We start from the raw sequence: 16,380 nt of genomic DNA, 5'->3' as shown, positions 1-16,380 counted from the left end.
TCTGTCGCCTTGTCTGCGCTCCGGTCGGTTCGGCTGGGCGGCGGCGCGGCCGGGCCCTCACCGCCCCCCAGCGCAACGCCCCCACCCCCGCCCGGGTCACGGGCCCCGGCGGCCCCTGCGCCCGCCAGGGTGGGAGTCCGTGGTGCAGTGCCGCACCCAGCGCACGACGCAGCCGCCGCTCGGGGGTGCGCCGCTGCCGGCTCACTGGTCGCTCCCCGCGGTGCGGCGGGGCTCGCGGCGGGCCGTGCGGGTGCGGCGGCCGGGCGGGCGGGTGCCGGCGCCCGGGCGCTTGCGCCGCGGCTCCCGGCGTCGGCGCTCCTCGCGCAGGCAGTGCCGCAGCCCTTCCGGGTCGATGCCCTCGTTGCAGGCGTGGTGGAGGAGTTGGGCGAACCGGTACTCGGAGTCCGCCCGCAGCGCCAGGGCGAGCGCGATCCGGGCGGTCGGCTCGTCCCCGGTGGACCAGGAGACCCAGCCCGCGAGGGTGAGCGGGGCCGCCGCGTGTTCCCCGTAGGCCCCGACGCAGCGCCGGGCCAGGGCCCGCCACAGGCGCAGGGCGGGCACGGCCTCCTCGCCCTCCATCCACTCGGCGGCGATGTCCCGGATCTCGCGGTCCTGGAGCCCGAGGATCAGCGAGGCCGCTTCGTCGTGGCCGAGCAGTGCGTCGTCCCAGTCGTCGGCGCCGGGTCCGCCCTCGACGGGCGGTGCGAGGGTCATGCGCTGCATGAGGGCCCGGGCCAGCGTGACGGTCTCGGCGCCCACTTCCGCCCGGGTGGCGCCGTCGAGGATCTTCGGCACCAGGGCGGCGGCCGCCCGGTCCAGGGCCTGTTCCATCTCCCCAGCCATCGGCCCGCCCATCGGTGTCAGACGCCCCTCGATCTGCCGCAGCGAGCCCCTGACCTGTAGTCCGGCGTAGGTGGCCGCGGCGGCCATGACGGAGGTTCCGGGTGCGGCCAGCGCGCTGCCCTCGGCCGGGCAGCAGCGCTCGTCGGGGCAGCAGTAGGACCAGTACCGCCCGCCGGAGAGGCACAGCGCCTCCAGTACGGGCACGTCCAGGGCTCCGCAGGCCAGGCGGACCCGCTGGGCGAGCGGGCGCAGCCGGGTCATGACCCGCTGCCCGCTCTCGTCGCCGTACGGGTCCTGGCAGAGGTAGACGACGATGCCGTCGGGCTTGTCCCCTCGCCGTTCGCTGCCGCGGATCAGGCAGTCGGCGGCCTGCTGGGCAGTGTCCTCCCACTCCGCGGGGGCGGTCGGGATGCCCACGCGGAGCCGGCCGCCGAAGCGTCCGCCCTCGCCGTGCACGGCGACCATGACGAGGGAGTCGGTCGGGTGGAAGCCGAGCATGTAGGGCAGCGCGTCGGCCAGTTCGGCCGGGCTGCGCAGGGTGATCCTGGGGTCGTCGGTGGATCCGGAGGGGCTGACGGCAGGCCGTCCGGACGGGATACGTGACTCGTGGTTGTTCGTCATGCCCCGACGGTCCCGCGCAAGATCCGATCCGGAAACCCCTGTGGATAACTCTCAAATCCGTCCAAAATTCAACATCCACAGGGCCAGAGTGCCATTGGCGCGATGTCGGAGGCATCGGGTTGCATGGGGGCATGAACGCAGACCTGAGGTCCTCGGCCGACTCCGTACTGGCCCGTCTCGTGGGCGATCCCACGGGCACCGCCCGGCTACGCGAGGACCAATGGCGTGCGATCGAGGCCCTGGTCGCGGACAAGCGGCGCGCCCTGGTGGTGCAGCGCACCGGCTGGGGCAAGTCCGCGGTGTACTTCGTCGCCACCTCGTTGCTTCGCGCGAGCGGCGCCGGTCCCACCGTGATCGTCTCCCCGCTCCTCGCTCTGATGCGCAATCAGGTCGAGGCCGCGGCCCGCGCGGGGATCCACGCCCGCACCATCAATTCGGCCAATCCTGAGGAATGGGAGGGAATTCAGGCCGAAATCGCGGCGGGCGACGTCGACGTCCTGCTGGTGAGTCCGGAGCGGCTCAACAATCCCGATTTCCGCGACCAGGTGCTCCCCAAGCTCTCCGCCGCCACGGGCCTGCTCGTGGTGGACGAGGCCCACTGCATCTCCGACTGGGGGCACGACTTCCGCCCCGACTACAGGCGCCTGCGCACCATGCTGGCCGATCTCCCGCCGGGCGTCCCGGTGCTGGCCACGACCGCCACGGCGAACGCCCGGGTGACCGCGGACGTCGCCGAGCAGCTGGGCACCGGGGCCGGTACGGACGCCCTGGTGCTGCGGGGTCCCCTGGACCGGGAGAGCCTGAGCCTTGCGGTGCTGACGCTGCCAGATGCGGCGCACCGACTGGCCTGGCTCGCCGACCACCTCGCCGAGCTGCCCGGTTCCGGGATCATCTACACGCTGACGGTCGCCGCCGCCGAGGAGGTCACCGCGTACCTGCGACACCGCGGGCACACGGTCTCCTCGTACACCGGCAAGACGGAGAACGCCGACCGCGAGCAGGCGGAGAACGACCTTCAGGCCAACCGGGTCAAGGCCCTGGTGGCCACCTCCGCGCTGGGAATGGGCTTCGACAAGCCCGACCTCGGCTTCGTGGTCCACCTGGGCTCGCCCTCCTCCCCCATCGCCTACTACCAGCAGGTCGGCCGGGCCGGCCGCGGCGTGGAGCACGCCGAGGTGCTGCTGCTGCCCGGCCGCGAGGACGAGGCGATCTGGCAGTACTTCGCCTCGGTGGCGTTCCCTCCGGAGCAGCAGGTACGCCGCACCCTGGAGGTCCTGGCACAGGCGGGCCGGCCGCTGTCGCTGCCCGCCCTGGAGCCGCTGGTCGACCTGCGCCGCACGCGGCTGGAGACCATGCTCAAGGTCCTCGACGTGGACGGCGCGGTGCACCGCGTGAAGGGTGGCTGGACCTCCACGGGTGAGCCGTGGGTCTACGACACCGACCGCTACGCCTGGGTCGCCCGCCAGCGTGCCGCCGAACAGCAGGCGATGCGCGACTACGCGGCGGCCACCGGGTGCCGCATGGAGTTCCTGCGCCGGCAGTTGGACGACGAGGAGGCCGCGCCGTGCGGCCGCTGCGACAACTGCGCCGGCGCCCGGTTCACCGCGGAGGTCTCCTCCACCGCGCTGGACACGGCCCGCGGAGAGCTGGGCAGGCCCGGGGTGGAGCTGGAGCCGCGCAAGATGTGGCCGACGGGACTGGCCGCCGTCGGCGTCGACCTCAAGGGCAAGATCCCGGTCGGCGAACAGGCCCTCGCGGGGCGGGCCCTGGGCCGGCTCTCCGACATCGGCTGGGGCAACCGGTTGCGGCCGATGCTCGCGCCGCAGGCTCCCGACCAGCCGATTCCGGACGATGTCGCCCAGGCCGTCGTGGCGGTGCTGGCGGACTGGGCCCGGGGCCCGGGCGGATGGGCTTCCGGAGCGGCGGACGCACCCGCGCGGCCGGTCGGCGTGGTCGCGCTTCCCTCGCGCAGCCGTCCCCTGCTGGTCGGCTCGCTGGCCGCGCGGATCGCGGAGGTCGGGCGGATGCCGTTGCTCGGGACGCTCGCGTACACCGACCAGGCACCGGAGTTCGGGCTGCCCTCGTCCAACAGCGCCCAGCGGGTGCGCGGACTCCACCAGGCATTGACCGTTCCCCCGGAACTCGCTGCGACACTGGCTGAGGCAGCGGGTCCGGTTCTCCTCGTGGACGACCGGGCGGAGAGCGGATGGACGCTCGCCGTGGCCGCGCGGCTCCTGCGCCGGGCGGGTGCGAAGGGGGTGTTTCCGCTGGTGCTGGCGCTCCAGCCATAGCCCGATGCGTCATCCACGGCGTGGCGGGGCAAGGATATGAACGGCATACCGGCGAATTCCGGTCGGCGGCGCCAATTGCTCGTTGCCGCATGCTCAACGGCCACGCGAGAATCGAAGTGCTCCCGCTCGGCTCGTCGGCACCCTCCAGGGCCGCGCCGCGGCGTGCCCTCAGCCAGCCGTGCCCGTCCGCGGGCGTGTACCCGAAGGGAGGACCGTGACCTTCGGATTCGCCCCGCCCTCGACGGCGTCCCTGGCCATGGCCACCGGTGGCGCCAGCCGGCACGGCAGACTGCTGGAACCCGCCGAGTGGACGGCGGCCGGGGTTCCCCTGCTCCGCAACCCGCGCGAGATCGTCAGCGGTCTCCACTCCCGGCACAGCCCGGTGCCGTCGACCGTCGTGATCGCGGTCCTCGGACCCGAGGAGCAGCTCGTCGCGAGCGCCTCCTTCACCCAGCGCACGGCATCGGCGGACGGCTGGGACTACCGCAACGCCCTGCTGTCCCGGCTGCGCCGGGTCCTCCCGCACGACCTGCGGCGGCGGACTCCGGTGCGGACCGCGGTCCTGATGTACTGCCGCGAGGGCGACGAGGGCTGGACCGAGGACGACGGGGCCTGGATGTGGGGACTGCGGGACGCCTGCACCCTGCACGGGCTGCGCTGCGGCGCCTACATCACCCTCACCCGCGACGGCTGGCAGGTGCTGGGCGAGGGCCGCGGCGGCCGGCGGCCCAGTTCGGACTCGCGGCCGGAGCGCCTCGGCGACGTGGCGACGGAGTTCGCCCCGCTCGCCCTGCACACCGGCGGCGGCGCGAACGAGGCGCTGCGCCGCACTGCCGCGCGCTGACGCCGGCCGCCCCTGCCGCGCACTGACGCCCTGCCGCGCACTGGGCCGAGGGACAGCCCCCGCACCCAGTGCTCCGTGCATCCGGCGCCCGGGCACGCCCAAGGGCCGTACACCCGTAACCGGGCGTACGGCTGGTCAGGCCTCGGACTTCAGCGGGACCGGCTGCTCGCCCGCCCCGCCCCTCGCCCGCACCGGGTCACGGGACGTCAGACGCCCGCACCCAGCACGGAGTTGATCTGCTGCGGGTCGCCGCACACGATCAGCAGCGCACCGGCCCGCGCGAGCGCGACGGGCAGTGCGCCGACAGCGGCGTCGTCCGGTCCGCCGTTGGCCGCGAAGACCACGACGGGACGGCCGGCGGCGCGCTGGACCTGCGCCGCGTCCGCGTAGAACACGTCGTCCGCGGCGTCGTGCAGGGCCCAGTACGCGGCCTCGCCGAAGGACAGCTCGTGAGCGGCCCACGGGTGGGGGTCGCCGGTGGTGAGAACCAGGATGTCGCCGGGCGCGCGCCCGGTGTCGAGCAGCAGGTCCACGGCCTCTTCGGCCGCGTCCAGCGCACCCTCGGCGGAGGCCGGGATCAGCTGGACCTGCGGCACCGCCGCGGAGACGGACGGTGCGGTGGGGGCTGCGGGAACGGGCCCGGGGGCGGCCTGCGGCGCACGCTGCGCGGGCGGTGCGGGCCGGGCGGGACCGGGACGCCCGGGCCGCGGGACGGCGGCGGGACGCGGACCAGGTACGGGGCGGGGGGTCTGCGCGGTGCGGCTCGCGGCCGGCGTGACGCTGGGACCCTGGGCACTCTCGTGAATCTGAGGCTCCTCGATGGCGATGGTGAGAGGCATGAGTTGATATCTATCAAACACCGGTACGAAACGTACCGGTGGGTGGCGCGTGGGTGCGATCAGAAATCGAAGCCGAGTTGGCCTCCGCTTTCCAGTTCCATCGACTCCTCGCTGCGCCGAACCTTTTTGAGATGGCGCCAGCGCGGCAGTGCGTCGAGGTAGGACCACGAGAGCCGGTGGTAGGGGGTCGGACCCCGCTCCTCCAGCACCGCCCGGTGCACGGGCGAGGGATATCCGGCGTTGGCGGCGAAAGCGAAATCTTCAATTCCGCCGCCCTGTCCGCCGATTTCGGCCATCATCCGGTCGCGTCGAACCTTGGCGATCACAGATGCGGCCGCGACGGAAATGCAGGACTGGTCGCCCTTGATCACCGTACGGACCTGCCAGGGCGGGCCGAGATAGTCGTGCTTGCCGTCGAGGATCACCGCATCCGGCCGGATCGGCAGCGCTTCCAGTGCGCGCTCCGCGGCCAGCCGCAGGGCGGCGGTCATCCCCAGCTCGTCGATCTCCTCGGGAGAGGCGTGCCCCAGCGCGTAGGCGGTGACCCAGCTCTCCAGGACGTCGAGGAGCGCGTCACGTCGCTTGGGGGTGAGCAGCTTGGAGTCGGTCAGCCCTTCGGGCGGCCGGCGCAGGCCGGTGATCGCCGCGCACACGGTGACGGGACCGGCCCAGGCCCCTCGTCCGACTTCGTCGACCCCGGCGATGACCTTGGCGCCAGTGGTTGCACGGAGGGAGCGTTCGACGGTGTGGGTGGGTGCTTCGTACGGCATGGCGCCAGCAAGGTTACGCCGCCCCGCGCCGCCTGCACACCCCGCCCCGGTCACGGATGCGCGTACTCCGGTGACGGGAGCGCGGGCACCGGCTCGCGCACCGGCTCACGCGCGGAGCAGGGGCACCATCACATCGTCGACCATCTCGGCAATCTCCGCTTCCCGCCATTCGCTTCCGCACATCTTCGTGCGGTACATCATCATCGCCGGAATGACGTCCACGACGAACGGCCCGGTCGCCTCCGGCCGCACATCGCCCCGCTCGATTCCCTGCTGCACCAGCGCACGGATCAGCCTGTGAGCCGGTTCATGCAGCCCGGCCCGGATGACTTCCCGGAACCGGTCCGCCTGTGCGTGATCGCACTCGTGAAGGACCGCGCGCAACGCCTGTCCGGCCCTGGAGTGCATCACGTCCCGCATCCGCACGCACAGCTCGTACAGGTCCTCGCGGATCGAGCCGAGGTCCCCGATCTCCCCCAGCGGCGGCAGCCCGGTGCGCAGCGCGTCGGCCACCAGGTCGGCCTTGGAGGGCCAGCGCCGGTACAGCGCCGCCTTGCCGGTGTGCGCACCAGCCGCCACACCCTCCATCGTGAGCGCATTCCAGCCAACGGTGCTCAGCTGCTCCAACGCGGCGTCGAGAATGGCGCGTTCGAGTTCCGGCCCCCGTCTGCGCCCCGGCGACGTCGTCGACCAGCGCGAACCCACCATCATTGCGACCTCCGACCGGCTCGCGCGTCCCTCGCACGTATTTTCAGCCTTAGTGAACGCTTGCGTTCACTAAGGCTGACTCCTACGGTGGATCGGCAGTGAACGAAGACGTTCACTATTTCACTTCGGGGGGATCCTCAGTGACTACTCCTCAACTCTCCAAGTCTCGAACACCCGGTGCGGCCCGTCGCGAGGGCCGCACCGGCATCGCGCTCGCCGTCATCGCCGCCTGCCAGCTCATGGTCGTCCTCGACGCGACGATCGTGAACATCGCGCTCCCGCACATCCAGACCGCCCTCGCCTTCTCCACGACCGACCTGTCCTGGGTGATCAGTGCCTACACCCTGGCCTTCGGCGGCCTCCTGCTGCTCGGCGGCCGGGCCGGCGACATCCTGGGCAGGCGCCGCGTCTTCCTGACCGGCATCCTGCTCTTCACCGCGGCCTCCCTCCTCGGCGGCTTCGCCCAGGAGCCCTGGCAGTTGCTCGCCGCCCGCGCCCTCCAGGGGATCGGCGGCGCGATAGCCTCGCCGACCTCACTCGCCCTCATCACGACCACTTTCGCCGAAGGCCCCGAGCGCAACCGCGCCTTCGGGGTCTTCGCCGCCGTCTCGGCGGGCGGCGGCGCGCTCGGCCTGCTGGCGGGCGGCATGCTCACCGAATGGCTCGACTGGCGCTGGGTCCTCTTCGTCAACGTGCCGATCGGCCTGCTGATCGCGTTCCTCACACCGCTCTACATCAGCGAGTCCGAGCGCCATCCGGGCCGCTTCGACATCGCCGGAGCGCTGACCTCCACCGGCGGAATGGCCTCGCTCGTCTACGGGTTCATCCGCGCCTCCGAGGACGGCTGGCGCGACGGCCTCACCTTCGGTTCGTTCGGCGCGGCGGTCGTCCTGCTCACCGCCTTCGTCGTCATCGAGTCCCGGGCCCGCGAACCGATCACCCCGCTGCGGATGTTCGCCGACCGCAACCGCGCCGGCACCTACCTGATCATGCTCGGCCTCGCCGCCGCCATGTTCGGCATGTTCTTCTTCATCGTCCAGTTCGTGCAGAACGTGCTCGGTTTCTCACCGATCCGCTCCGGACTCGGCTTCCTGCCCACCACGGTGGCCATCGTGGCCGCGGCCGCCATCGCGCAGCGCTTCCTGCCGCGCTTCGGCCCCAAGCCGTTCATGGTCACCGGATCCGCAATCACCGCTTCCGGGCTGGCCTGGCTCGCCCTCATCGACACCGACAGCTCGTACCTCGCCGGGGTGCTCGGCCCGATGCTGCTGTTCGGCTTCGGCATGGGGCTCAACTTCGTCACCCTCACCCTCACGGCCGTCTCCGGTGTGGCGCCGCAGGAAGCGGGTGCGGCGTCCGGGCTGCTCAACGCCAGCCAGCAGGTCGGCGGCTCGCTGGGCCTGTCGATCCTGGTCACCGTCTTCGGCACGGCTTCGCGCACCGAGGCCGACCGGCAGGTGGCCGCCTTCAGGGAGCAGGCGGACCCCGGTCAGTTGGCCGCCTTCGCGCAGACCGGCCGGCTGCCCGACCCCTGGGGGGACGTCGTCCTCACCCAGGGCATCGCCAACGCCTTCGTCGCGGGGGTGGTCATGGCGGCGGTCGCCCTGGTCACCGCGCTGCTGGTGATACGGGTGCGCAAGAGCGACCTGGAGGCCCTCAACGGCATCGCCGCGAAGGCCGGTCCGGCGGCCTGAGCCGGTTCCCGCACGGGGCGCACGCGAACGACGAGGGCCCGGGCGTGGGACCGTCCCCCGCGCCCGGGCCCCGTAGGAGACGCCGGTACTCCTGAACTCCGGTACTGCTGAACTCCGTACTAGTACTCGACTCGGATGCCGGACGCTCCGAGCTTGCGGCACTCCGCGAACACGGCCTTCACCGGCCGCTCGCGCAGGATCTGCCGGGCGCGGTACTCGCCGAGGCTGATGGCGTACCAGGGCTCGTCACGGTCGCGCGCCAGGTCGTTGCTGATCCCCATCAGGGCGCAGGAGCGCTGGGGCTCCGGCAGCCGGTCCAGGACGGGCACCGCGTCCGCCGACAGGGACCGGAGGTAGGCCAGGTCGAGCTTGTCGCGCTGCTCGTAGCGGGTGGCGTTGCTCTGCGCGATCATCCCGTCCGGGGACAGCAGCCCGAAGGCCAGTACGCCGGCCATGGCGCTCCCCGCGATCGCGCGCGGCAGCCATCGCGCGCCGAACACCCCTGCGGCCATGATCAGTACGATGACCAGCCCGAGCCACAGCTCTATCGCCGTCACCGACACCCGCAGCCGCGTCAGCCCGTAGGCGTCCACGTAGAGGTCCATGCGGCGCAGCGCCGAAGCGACCACCACCAGGGTGAGCGCGCACAGGGTCCCGAGGACCGCGCGGACGAGCCGCCGGTCGCCGGCTCCGGCGCGCGGGGCCCAGCGCAGAGCGAGCGCGATGACGACGAGCACGAGCAGCGTGGCCCAGAGCAACTGCCAGAAGCCCTGGCGTGCGTACTCGGAGTAGTTGAGGTCGGTGCTGGCCAGGATCTTCTCGTAGCCGCCGAACAGCACGGTGAGCTGGACGGCGTTGAAGCCGGCGAAGAGCAGGTTCAGCAGGATGAGCGGCAGGGCCCATTCGACGCGCGAGCGCGCCTTGCCGGGGGCCACCGAGATGCGGTCCCAGCGCGAGGGCGCCACTGCGGTGCGGGCGACTGCGAGCGCGATGAGGGACCCGAGGAAGAAGAGCAGGACGCGCACCGGCCCGTCCTCGGCGCTGATCTCGGGCGTCAGTCCGCCGACCAGGTCCGCGAAGGCGGCGTCGGCCGACGCGAACAGCGTGCCGAAGAGCACCAGCAGGACCGCGGCCACGACCACGGCCTTGACCACGGGCAGCCAGCGGTCGCGGGAGACCCCGCCGCCGCGCGAACGCAGACCGGTCCAGGCCCAGCGCACCCCCAGCACGGTGGAGTCGATGAAGCCGATCGGGCTGAGCAGGATGCCGGGCCAACTGCGGCCGCCGTGCAGGGCCAGGGCGCCGGTCAGGACGGCCGCGAGCACCGCCAGCGTGGCGGGCCAGCCCGAGTCGCGCAGGGCGGGCACGGCCAGCAGCGCCACGCAGCCGAGTGCCCACACCACGGTCCACGGGCGGGCGCTACGCCGGGCCGCGCGGGCGGCGGCGTACGCACCCGCCATCGCGGGCACCGCCGCGATCAGCAGGCCGGGACCCAGCCCGTCGGCGAGCAGCAGGGCGGTGGCGATGCCCGAGGCGGCGGTGGCGAGCAGGACGGCACCGCCGACGGGTCCCGCGTCGCCCGGGCGGGCCGCCTCCGCCCACGCCACCGGCGCGAGGGACCAGGCTCCGGACCGGGCCCGCTGCTGGCGGGCCTGGTAGATCTTCCACGCCTTGGGATCCCAGCCGGGCGGCGCGGGCGGAATCGGCGTCGGCGTCGGCGTCGGCGTCGACGAAGCGGATCCCGCATCGGCTTCCGCGGCCGACCGAGCCTCCGCGGCCCGAGCCTGCTCCGCCGCTTCCCCGGCGGCCACGCCCCCGTCCGCGGCCTGCGCCGCGCCGTCGGTGTTCTCTGACATCGGTTCCCCTCCCCTGCGGGCCGCCCCCGGTGATCCGGTGGAGGCGGCGAAGCGGACAGAGTAGGCCGGTGACATGCAGTTTTGAACAGGCTCAAAAGAGCCCTGTGGCAGGACCGTGACAAACGGACGGGGGCGGAGACGGGTGCAGCGACGGGTCCAGACCCGTGCAGAGCGCCGTTACCGCGCCGCCTCCGGCAGCCAGGCCGGCAGGGCCTCGGTCCGCGCCAGCCAGGCGGCCGGCAGCACCGCGTCGCCGCGCGCGCCCAGCACCCCGCCGACGATCGCGCAGGTCGTGTCCACGTCCCCGCCCACCTTGGCCGTGGTCCAGAACGCCTGCTCGTAGTCGTCCAGCGACCGCGCCGCCGACCACAGGGCGAACGGCACGGTGTCGTGTGCGCTGGTGCGCCGGCCGCAGCCCAGTACCGCGGCGACCGTGGTCGCGTCGCCGTAGTCCAGCATGTCCCGCGCCCGCCGCAGCCCGGCGCCGACGGCGCTACGCGGCACCAGCGCGATCACCCCGTCCAGCAGATCGGCGGCCTTCGGCGGGCCCGCCGGGGCCGCCGCGAGCGCGGCCGCCGCGGCGACGGCCATGGCGCCGCAGACCGCCTCGCGGTGCTGGTGGGTGGTGTAGGCGGAGATCTCCGCCTGGTGGGTGGCCTGCTCGGGGTCGTCGGCGTACCAGGCGCCCAGCGGTGCGACCCGCATGGCCGCGCCATTGCCCCACGAGCCCTGCCCGTTGAACAGCTCGGCCGCCAGCGTCCGCCAGTCCGCGCCCTCGCGGATCAGGCGCAGCATCCGGTTCACGGCGGGGCCGTAGCCGCGGTCGAAGTCGTGGTGGTGGGCGAAGGAGGCGGCCAGGGCGTCCTGGTCGATCCGGCCGTGTTCGGCGAGCACGGCCACCAGCGAGCAGGCCATCTCGGTGTCGTCGGTCCACTGCCACGGGTCGGTGCCGGCGGGCAGCTCGCGCTGCTTGAGCAGCGGGTAGTTCACGGGGACGAAGTACTGGGAGCCCAGGGCGTCACCCAGGGCCAGCCCGCGCAGGCTGGCCATGGCGCGTGCGTAGCGCCTTTCGGAAGAGGAGTCAGAGGTCATCCCGCGTCACTTTAGCCGTCCAGGTCATAAGGCTCGGGTGTGGTCCACCGCTCAAACGGGCGGTCCATCCGGTACCGGCCGTCCGGGCCCAGCAGAAGCACCCGGAATTCGCCGTTCCCCGGGTTGGAGAGGGCCTCGAACTCGGCCACCGACCAGTGGAACCAGCGCATGCAGAACAGCCGCATCGTCAGGCCGTGCGTCACGAGCAGCACGTTCTCCGGATGGTCGGACGCCTCGAAGCTGCGGTAGAGGCTCTCCAGGAAGGAGCCGACCCGGTCGTACACGTCCGCCCCCGACTCGCCCTGTGCGAAGCGGTAGAAGAAGTGGCCGTACGCGTCCCGGTACGCCTTCTGGAGCCGTACGTCCTCGCGGTCCTGCCAGTTCCCCCAGTCCTGCTCGCGCAGCCGGGGCTCCTCGCGCATCCGGACCCGCGCCGGGTCGAGCCGCAGTTCCCGGAAGGTCTGCAGGGTCCGGCGGTACGGGGAGACGTACGCGCTGATGTGCTCGTCGCCGAACAGCTCGCGCAGGCGTACGCCGACCGACGCGGCCTGCTCGCGCCCGCTCCGGGTCAGCCGCAGGGCGTGGTCGGGCTCGCGCTCGTACACCGAGTCATCGACGTTCCCCTCCGATTCCCCGTGCCGGACAAGGACGATGCGCCGTGGTCGTACCATCCCACGACCCTATTCGGCGGCGTGCGGACAGACCGACCGGGCACGCCGGTCGGCCTGACGATCGTCCTACGGTCATACCGTCCAGGAGGGTTCGAGGTCGACGACGTCTCCGGTGAGGGCCTCGACGTCGGCCTGGATCTGGGCGCGCAGGGAGAGCCGCTCGACCCTCTCCTGGCGGTACTTGCCGTGCTCGGCCGCCGCGTGCCACATCGACAGCACGAGGAACTCCCGGCCCGGCGCCTCCCCGAAGAGGCCCCGGACCATGCCCGGCGAGCCCGCCATGGCCGGGTTCCACACCTTCTCCTGCATGAGGGCGAAGTGGTCCACGCGGCCCTCCCGGACCCGGGTGTGGGCCACCCTGACGACATCGGCGTCGGTGAAGCGCGGCTCGAAGCCGGTCTTCACGTCGAAGCGGTGGTCGAAGAGCGTGACGCGCGCGTCGGTGTAGGTGCCGTTCTGGGAGGCGGCCAGCCGGTCGTGGGAGCGGGCCATGAAGGAGTCATAGAAGGAGCGGCTCTCCCAGAACGCGAAAACATGCGCCACCCCCTGCCGGCCTCGGCTCCAGCCGCCGCCCTGTCCCCGGAAACCCGGCTCCCCCGGCAGCCCCGCCCATTTGCGCTGCCCGCGCTCGAACCCGCGTCGGTCCGTCACCGTGCAGCGAATCCACTTGACCAGCACTGCGCCATCGTACGGTCCCGGCGGGGCCCGGGTCAGTCCCCGGCGCGGTAGATCCGCAGCAGTTCGGCGGCGTCCCGCCCGGACAGCCGAAGCCCGAACTCCCGGTCGAGCAGGTCGAGCAGGCCCTCGGAGCCGATCACATCCCGCTCGACGTGCCCGTCGGGGTGGAGCCGTATCAGCTCCCGCCCCACGAGGGACAGCCGGACGGCGTCGCCCGGGTACTGGGCGACGACCTGCCCCACGAAGGAGGAGCGGGGGTGGGAGGAGCTGTAGTGGTTCAGCACGACGTAGTCGACGGGGTGGTACGGCTGCGGGGAGAAGGCGTACAGGTCCCGCCAGGCTCCCTCGCGCAGCGTTGACAGCGCGAGGACTCCGCCTTCCTCCTCACGGACGCGGAAGGTCCACTCCCCCTGCCGCACCTCGACACCGGGGCGTGCCAACGGCACCGGCTCACGCGGGCCCTGGTAGCCGAACCCGGCGTCGCAGAGCCAGGATTCACCCTCGATGGTGACGGCGAGGACGGCATGCGTCACCGCGAGCAGCGAGTCCCCCCGGGTGCGGTTGCGGGCCCCGCGCCCGGAGACCTCGAAGCCGATCCGCTCCAGGGCAGCGGCCAGCAGCAGGTTCTGCTCGTAGCAGTAGCCGCCGCGGCGGGCGTGCACGAGCTTGTCCTCGATGGCCTTGACGTCCAGCTCGACGGGGCGGCCGAAGAGCACGTCCAGGCTCTCGAAGGTGATCGCACCGGTGTGGGCCCGGTGCACTTCGTACAACGTCCGCAGGTCCGGGAGGAGTTCCCGGCCTCCGTACCCGATCCGCGCCAGATAGGCGTCCAGATCCAGCTCGTCCCCGCTCCACATGGCTGCTCCCCGTACTCGCCGTCACGTCACGTCCGGGGCGGACGGTCATCGCGCCCCGGACAATGATCGGCTCGCCGGCGCCCTGGACGCCAACCCGCTTTCACGCTGCCGTAGCAGCGCACCCCACGCTCGCGGCGGAGTCCAGCGGGTGCCACTCCACCGGCACGTCGCGCATCAGCAGGGCGCAGTCGAAGTGGGCCGTGCCGGGCGGGAAGCGCTCGGGGTCCTCGAAGAAGGAGGACTCGGCGCGGGTGACTTCGGTGGCCTCCACCCGCCACGCGTCCGTGTGCAGCTCCATGCCGTCGAGCCGGCCCTCGGCGCGCGCGGGGGAGTAGCCGCGGGCGCCCTGCCGGAAGAACTCGGAGGCCTCGGCCAGGTCGCCGAACAGCCGGCTGCCGTGCAGTTCGTCCGCGACCCGGGCGACGACCCGTACCCGGGTGGAGCCGTCCTTGGTCTCGTAGGCGACCCCGACCTCCTGCGGGGTCTCCCGCACGTCGAAGACGGCGGACCCGTGCGCTCCGGGGAACATCCGGCCGCCCGCCAGGACATTGATCCGGGAGCCGCTGTCGCGGCGCGGAATCCAGACCCCCGTCTCGATCCCGTCCGGGCCGTCCCACTCGACGGAGATCCGGTGCGCGGCGTTCTCGCTGCGCACGCCGACGCCGGCGGGCGCCCAGCGCGGCCGGGTGTCCCCCAGCCTCAGCAGGCAGATCCCGGCGACGGCCCAGTCGCCCACGAGCTGCGGCCGCATCCCCGCCGGCAGCAGCCTCGCCGCCACGTCGGGCTCGACCCGGTAGTTCACGAGCAGCCGCCGCTCGATGACACTCGCGATCTTCGGACTGATCATTGCGTGTTCTCCCCCGAGTCGGTCTTGCGCCGCTGGTGCCGGAGCACGATCTGCTCCGGGCACACCATGCTGAGGAACCGCCCGACGGAGGCGGCCAGCCGCTCCTCGACGAGCGTGTAGAGGATCCGGTTGCCGTCGCGCCGCTCCCGCACCAGCCCGGCGGACTTCAGCACGCCGAGGTGCCGGGACACGGAGGGTGCGCTGATGGGGAACCGGCCGGCGATCTCCCCGGCCGCCAGCTCCCCGTCGCGCAGGTCCTCCAGGATCTGGCGCCGTGTGGGATCGGCGAGCGCCCGGAAGACACCGGCCTCGTCTTCGGTCTCGCTATTCTCGGCCATACGACCTTTTTAGCACATGAGCTAATTAGCTAAATACAGCACCCCCTGTTCCCGGGCACGCCGAAGGGGACCGGCCTGCGCTAGTCCTCGGCAACCGGCTCTCGATCGGGGAACGCACGCAGCCTCAGCTGTGGCGACCGGTGATCGGCGAGCCACCGCATCCGGTTGTCGTCCGCCGCGAAACCTGCACATGCGGTCCGGGTCCACTCCTCTCGGTCGAGGACTTCGAGGTACGCCTCCCGGAGCGCCTCCTGCTGTACCCCGGCGCACCCCGCAGCCTCGGCAGACTTCGTGGTCAGGTGCTGAGTGAGCGCCGCGATCGTGAAGTAGCGCTCGACGGTCGGGCTGAGCGAACCCACATGGCGGGCATGAGCCTCCAGGACCGCTGCCGCATGGGGGTAGTGAGCGAGGGTGAGCCCCATGCCCCCGCAGTCGCTCATGAGATGGAGCAGCCGACCGGCGTGGTCGACCATCTCGCCGTCAGTTCCGAGGTCCGCAAGCGCCTCATGAAGTCTGCCGACAGTGGCGACCTTGCCGGCGAAGTATCCGTTGAGGAAGTCCCCATCGCAGGCCCTGCGAAGCAGCCACGGTCGGGCAGCCGGGTCGTCGAGTCTGCAGAGAGCCTCGACGACGTAGACACGTCCCCAGCCGGTGGCTCGCTCGGCAAGCCAGAGCAGTGCCTGGACACCTCCCGCCTGACACTCGAAGGCGTGCGCCGCCAGTGGCCCGAAGCGGTCGGAGAGCAGCCCGATCGTTTGAATCAGCGGGATGTCGTCGGCGGTCCCCACGGCGACGACCAAGGCGAGCCCAACGGTGACCGCGCATCGATCGGTCCCGCGTCGGACCAGCCATCGACCCGTTCGGCGAACACGTTCGCTGTCCGCCCGCTGAGCCGCGGCGGCGATGTGCTCGTTGTGGTGAAGCGGTACGTAGACGTCGTGGAACGCATCGGCCAGTTCACTGGGATGGGCAGAGGCCCGTGCGAAATGCGCGTCCAGGATGAGCGCCACGTCCTTGCCGGCCACGTGCCGGCCCTCAGGTGAGCGCGGCTCTTGCCGATGACGGTGCGCGCCGTCGTCGGGGTACGGTTCCCCGTCGCGATGAAGCGGCTCTCCGGGAGCCAGCCGGTGCAGCCGGAGCGCGTGGTCGAACAGTGTTGTCGGTGATCCGGGCAGTCCCGTCCCGGTCGTCTCGCTCATCGGCGGACGGAGGACTCGATTCTCTTGATCATGGCCGGAGCATGCCATGCCAGAGCCACTGCGACAAGCCGCTTTCGCCACCACGTGCACTGCAGAAGGGAGGGGGGGGGGGGGGGGGGGGGGGGCCCCCCCCCCCCCACACCCCCCCCCCCGCCCCCCTCCCCCGGGAAAGGCGTCACACCACAGCCTTCCCCCCTTCCCTCTCCCGCCGACGTGGTGGTACCCACGCCCC

Annotated in this window: 15 protein-coding genes; 3 read left to right on the top strand and 12 right to left on the bottom strand. The window is 72.3% G+C overall.

Annotation, left to right across the window (positions count from 1 at the left end; translation table 11 throughout):
• Positions 1–201: 201 nt before the first annotated feature.
• Positions 202–1,464, bottom strand: a complete 1,263-nt coding sequence (locus ACZ7GJ_RS24130) for a DUF4192 domain-containing protein (protein ID WP_470754575.1) — start codon at positions 1,462–1,464, stop codon at positions 202–204.
• A 131-nt stretch (positions 1,465–1,595) separates the two neighbouring features.
• Between ACZ7GJ_RS24130 and ACZ7GJ_RS24125 the strand changes: the two genes are divergently transcribed.
• Together ACZ7GJ_RS24125 and ACZ7GJ_RS24120 are read left to right on the top strand one after the other, a co-directional pair.
• Complete coding sequence (locus ACZ7GJ_RS24125) at positions 1,596–3,755, top strand: RecQ family ATP-dependent DNA helicase (protein WP_470754574.1); 2,160 nt, start codon at positions 1,596–1,598, stop codon at positions 3,753–3,755.
• Positions 3,756–3,969: 214 nt separating this feature from the next.
• A complete protein-coding gene (locus ACZ7GJ_RS24120) occupies positions 3,970–4,599 on the top strand; it encodes a hypothetical protein (RefSeq protein ID WP_470754572.1) in 630 nt (209 codons plus the stop codon).
• 206 nt (positions 4,600–4,805) lie between these two features.
• On the opposite strand, the gene ACZ7GJ_RS24115 is transcribed toward ACZ7GJ_RS24120, so the two are convergent.
• From ACZ7GJ_RS24115 to ACZ7GJ_RS24105, 3 genes are all read right to left on the bottom strand, one after another.
• On the bottom strand, positions 4,806–5,438 hold the full coding sequence (locus ACZ7GJ_RS24115) for a hypothetical protein (RefSeq protein WP_470754570.1): 633 nt from the start codon (positions 5,436–5,438) through the stop codon (positions 4,806–4,808).
• 59 nt (positions 5,439–5,497) lie between these two features.
• A complete protein-coding gene (locus ACZ7GJ_RS24110) occupies positions 5,498–6,208 on the bottom strand; it encodes a ribonuclease HII (RefSeq protein WP_470754569.1) in 711 nt (236 codons plus the stop codon).
• Positions 6,209–6,313: 105 nt separating this feature from the next.
• On the bottom strand, positions 6,314–6,916 hold the full coding sequence (locus tag ACZ7GJ_RS24105; RefSeq protein ID WP_470754678.1) for a TetR/AcrR family transcriptional regulator: 603 nt from the start codon (positions 6,914–6,916) through the stop codon (positions 6,314–6,316).
• Positions 6,917–7,056: 140 nt separating this feature from the next.
• Here ACZ7GJ_RS24105 and ACZ7GJ_RS24100 point away from each other — a divergent pair, with 140 nt between their 5' ends.
• The gene (locus ACZ7GJ_RS24100) at positions 7,057–8,610 is read left to right on the top strand and encodes an MFS transporter (protein WP_470754568.1); all 1,554 of its coding nucleotides are present in this window, start codon (positions 7,057–7,059) and stop codon (positions 8,608–8,610) included.
• Positions 8,611–8,729: 119 nt separating this feature from the next.
• Here ACZ7GJ_RS24100 and ACZ7GJ_RS24095 read toward each other — a convergent pair whose 3' ends face one another.
• From ACZ7GJ_RS24095 to ACZ7GJ_RS24060, 8 genes are all read right to left on the bottom strand, one after another.
• Positions 8,730–10,466, bottom strand: a complete 1,737-nt coding sequence (locus tag ACZ7GJ_RS24095) for a DUF4153 domain-containing protein (RefSeq protein WP_470754567.1) — start codon at positions 10,464–10,466, stop codon at positions 8,730–8,732.
• 177 nt (positions 10,467–10,643) lie between these two features.
• The gene (locus tag ACZ7GJ_RS24090; RefSeq protein WP_470754566.1) at positions 10,644–11,558 is read right to left on the bottom strand and encodes an ADP-ribosylglycohydrolase family protein; all 915 of its coding nucleotides are present in this window, start codon (positions 11,556–11,558) and stop codon (positions 10,644–10,646) included.
• Positions 11,559–11,569: 11 nt separating this feature from the next.
• Positions 11,570–12,229 carry a histidine phosphatase family protein gene (locus ACZ7GJ_RS24085; protein WP_365919689.1) on the bottom strand — a complete coding sequence of 220 codons (660 nt, stop codon included), beginning with the start codon at positions 12,227–12,229 and terminating at the stop codon, positions 11,570–11,572.
• A gap of 72 nt (positions 12,230–12,301) precedes the next feature.
• On the bottom strand, positions 12,302–12,907 hold the full coding sequence (locus ACZ7GJ_RS24080) for a YdbC family protein (RefSeq protein WP_112451534.1): 606 nt from the start codon (positions 12,905–12,907) through the stop codon (positions 12,302–12,304).
• A gap of 32 nt (positions 12,908–12,939) precedes the next feature.
• On the bottom strand, positions 12,940–13,764 hold the full coding sequence (locus ACZ7GJ_RS24075; RefSeq protein WP_470754564.1) for an arylamine N-acetyltransferase family protein: 825 nt from the start codon (positions 13,762–13,764) through the stop codon (positions 12,940–12,942).
• Between the two features lie 100 nt (positions 13,765–13,864).
• Positions 13,865–14,611: a DUF2071 domain-containing protein gene (locus tag ACZ7GJ_RS24070; protein ID WP_470754563.1), complete on the bottom strand. Its 747-nt coding sequence runs from the start codon at positions 14,609–14,611 to the stop codon at positions 13,865–13,867.
• Positions 14,608–14,949: a metalloregulator ArsR/SmtB family transcription factor gene (locus tag ACZ7GJ_RS24065; RefSeq protein WP_470754562.1), complete on the bottom strand. Its 342-nt coding sequence runs from the start codon at positions 14,947–14,949 to the stop codon at positions 14,608–14,610. Before ACZ7GJ_RS24065 ends, ACZ7GJ_RS24070 begins: the two co-directional genes overlap by 4 nt.
• 80 nt (positions 14,950–15,029) lie before the next feature.
• Positions 15,030–16,148, bottom strand: coding sequence for a hypothetical protein (locus ACZ7GJ_RS24060; protein WP_470754560.1), 1,119 nt, complete (start codon positions 16,146–16,148; stop codon positions 15,030–15,032).
• Positions 16,149–16,380 lie beyond the last annotated feature (232 nt).

Source organism: Streptomyces sp. NPDC037242 (assembly GCF_055604165.1).
The sequence above is the reverse complement of the archived record's forward strand: the minus strand, read 5'-3'. Positions and strand labels throughout refer to the sequence as shown.

Bases quoted from the DNA above. Each gene is read 5' to 3' on its own strand.
- ACZ7GJ_RS24130 (WP_470754575.1), bottom strand. From the start codon at position 1,464: ATGACGAACAACCACGAGTCACGTATCCCGTCCGGACGGCCTGCCGTC.
- ACZ7GJ_RS24125 (WP_470754574.1), top strand. From the start codon at position 1,596: ATGAACGCAGACCTGAGGTCCTCGGCCGACTCCGTACTGGCCCGTCTC.
- ACZ7GJ_RS24115 (WP_470754570.1), bottom strand. From the start codon at position 5,438: ATGCCTCTCACCATCGCCATCGAGGAGCCTCAGATTCACGAGAGTGCC.
- ACZ7GJ_RS24110 (WP_470754569.1), bottom strand. From the start codon at position 6,208: ATGCCGTACGAAGCACCCACCCACACCGTCGAACGCTCCCTCCGTGCA.
- ACZ7GJ_RS24105 (WP_470754678.1), bottom strand. From the start codon at position 6,916: ATGGTGGGTTCGCGCTGGTCGACGACGTCGCCGGGGCGCAGACGGGGG.
- ACZ7GJ_RS24095 (WP_470754567.1), bottom strand. From the start codon at position 10,466: ATGTCAGAGAACACCGACGGCGCGGCGCAGGCCGCGGACGGGGGCGTG.
- ACZ7GJ_RS24090 (WP_470754566.1), bottom strand. From the start codon at position 11,558: ATGACCTCTGACTCCTCTTCCGAAAGGCGCTACGCACGCGCCATGGCC.
- ACZ7GJ_RS24085 (WP_365919689.1), bottom strand. From the start codon at position 12,229: ATGGTACGACCACGGCGCATCGTCCTTGTCCGGCACGGGGAATCGGAG.
- ACZ7GJ_RS24075 (WP_470754564.1), bottom strand. From the start codon at position 13,764: ATGTGGAGCGGGGACGAGCTGGATCTGGACGCCTATCTGGCGCGGATC.
- ACZ7GJ_RS24070 (WP_470754563.1), bottom strand. From the start codon at position 14,611: ATGATCAGTCCGAAGATCGCGAGTGTCATCGAGCGGCGGCTGCTCGTG.
- ACZ7GJ_RS24065 (WP_470754562.1), bottom strand. From the start codon at position 14,949: ATGGCCGAGAATAGCGAGACCGAAGACGAGGCCGGTGTCTTCCGGGCG.
- ACZ7GJ_RS24060 (WP_470754560.1), bottom strand. From the start codon at position 16,148: ATGAGCGAGACGACCGGGACGGGACTGCCCGGATCACCGACAACACTG.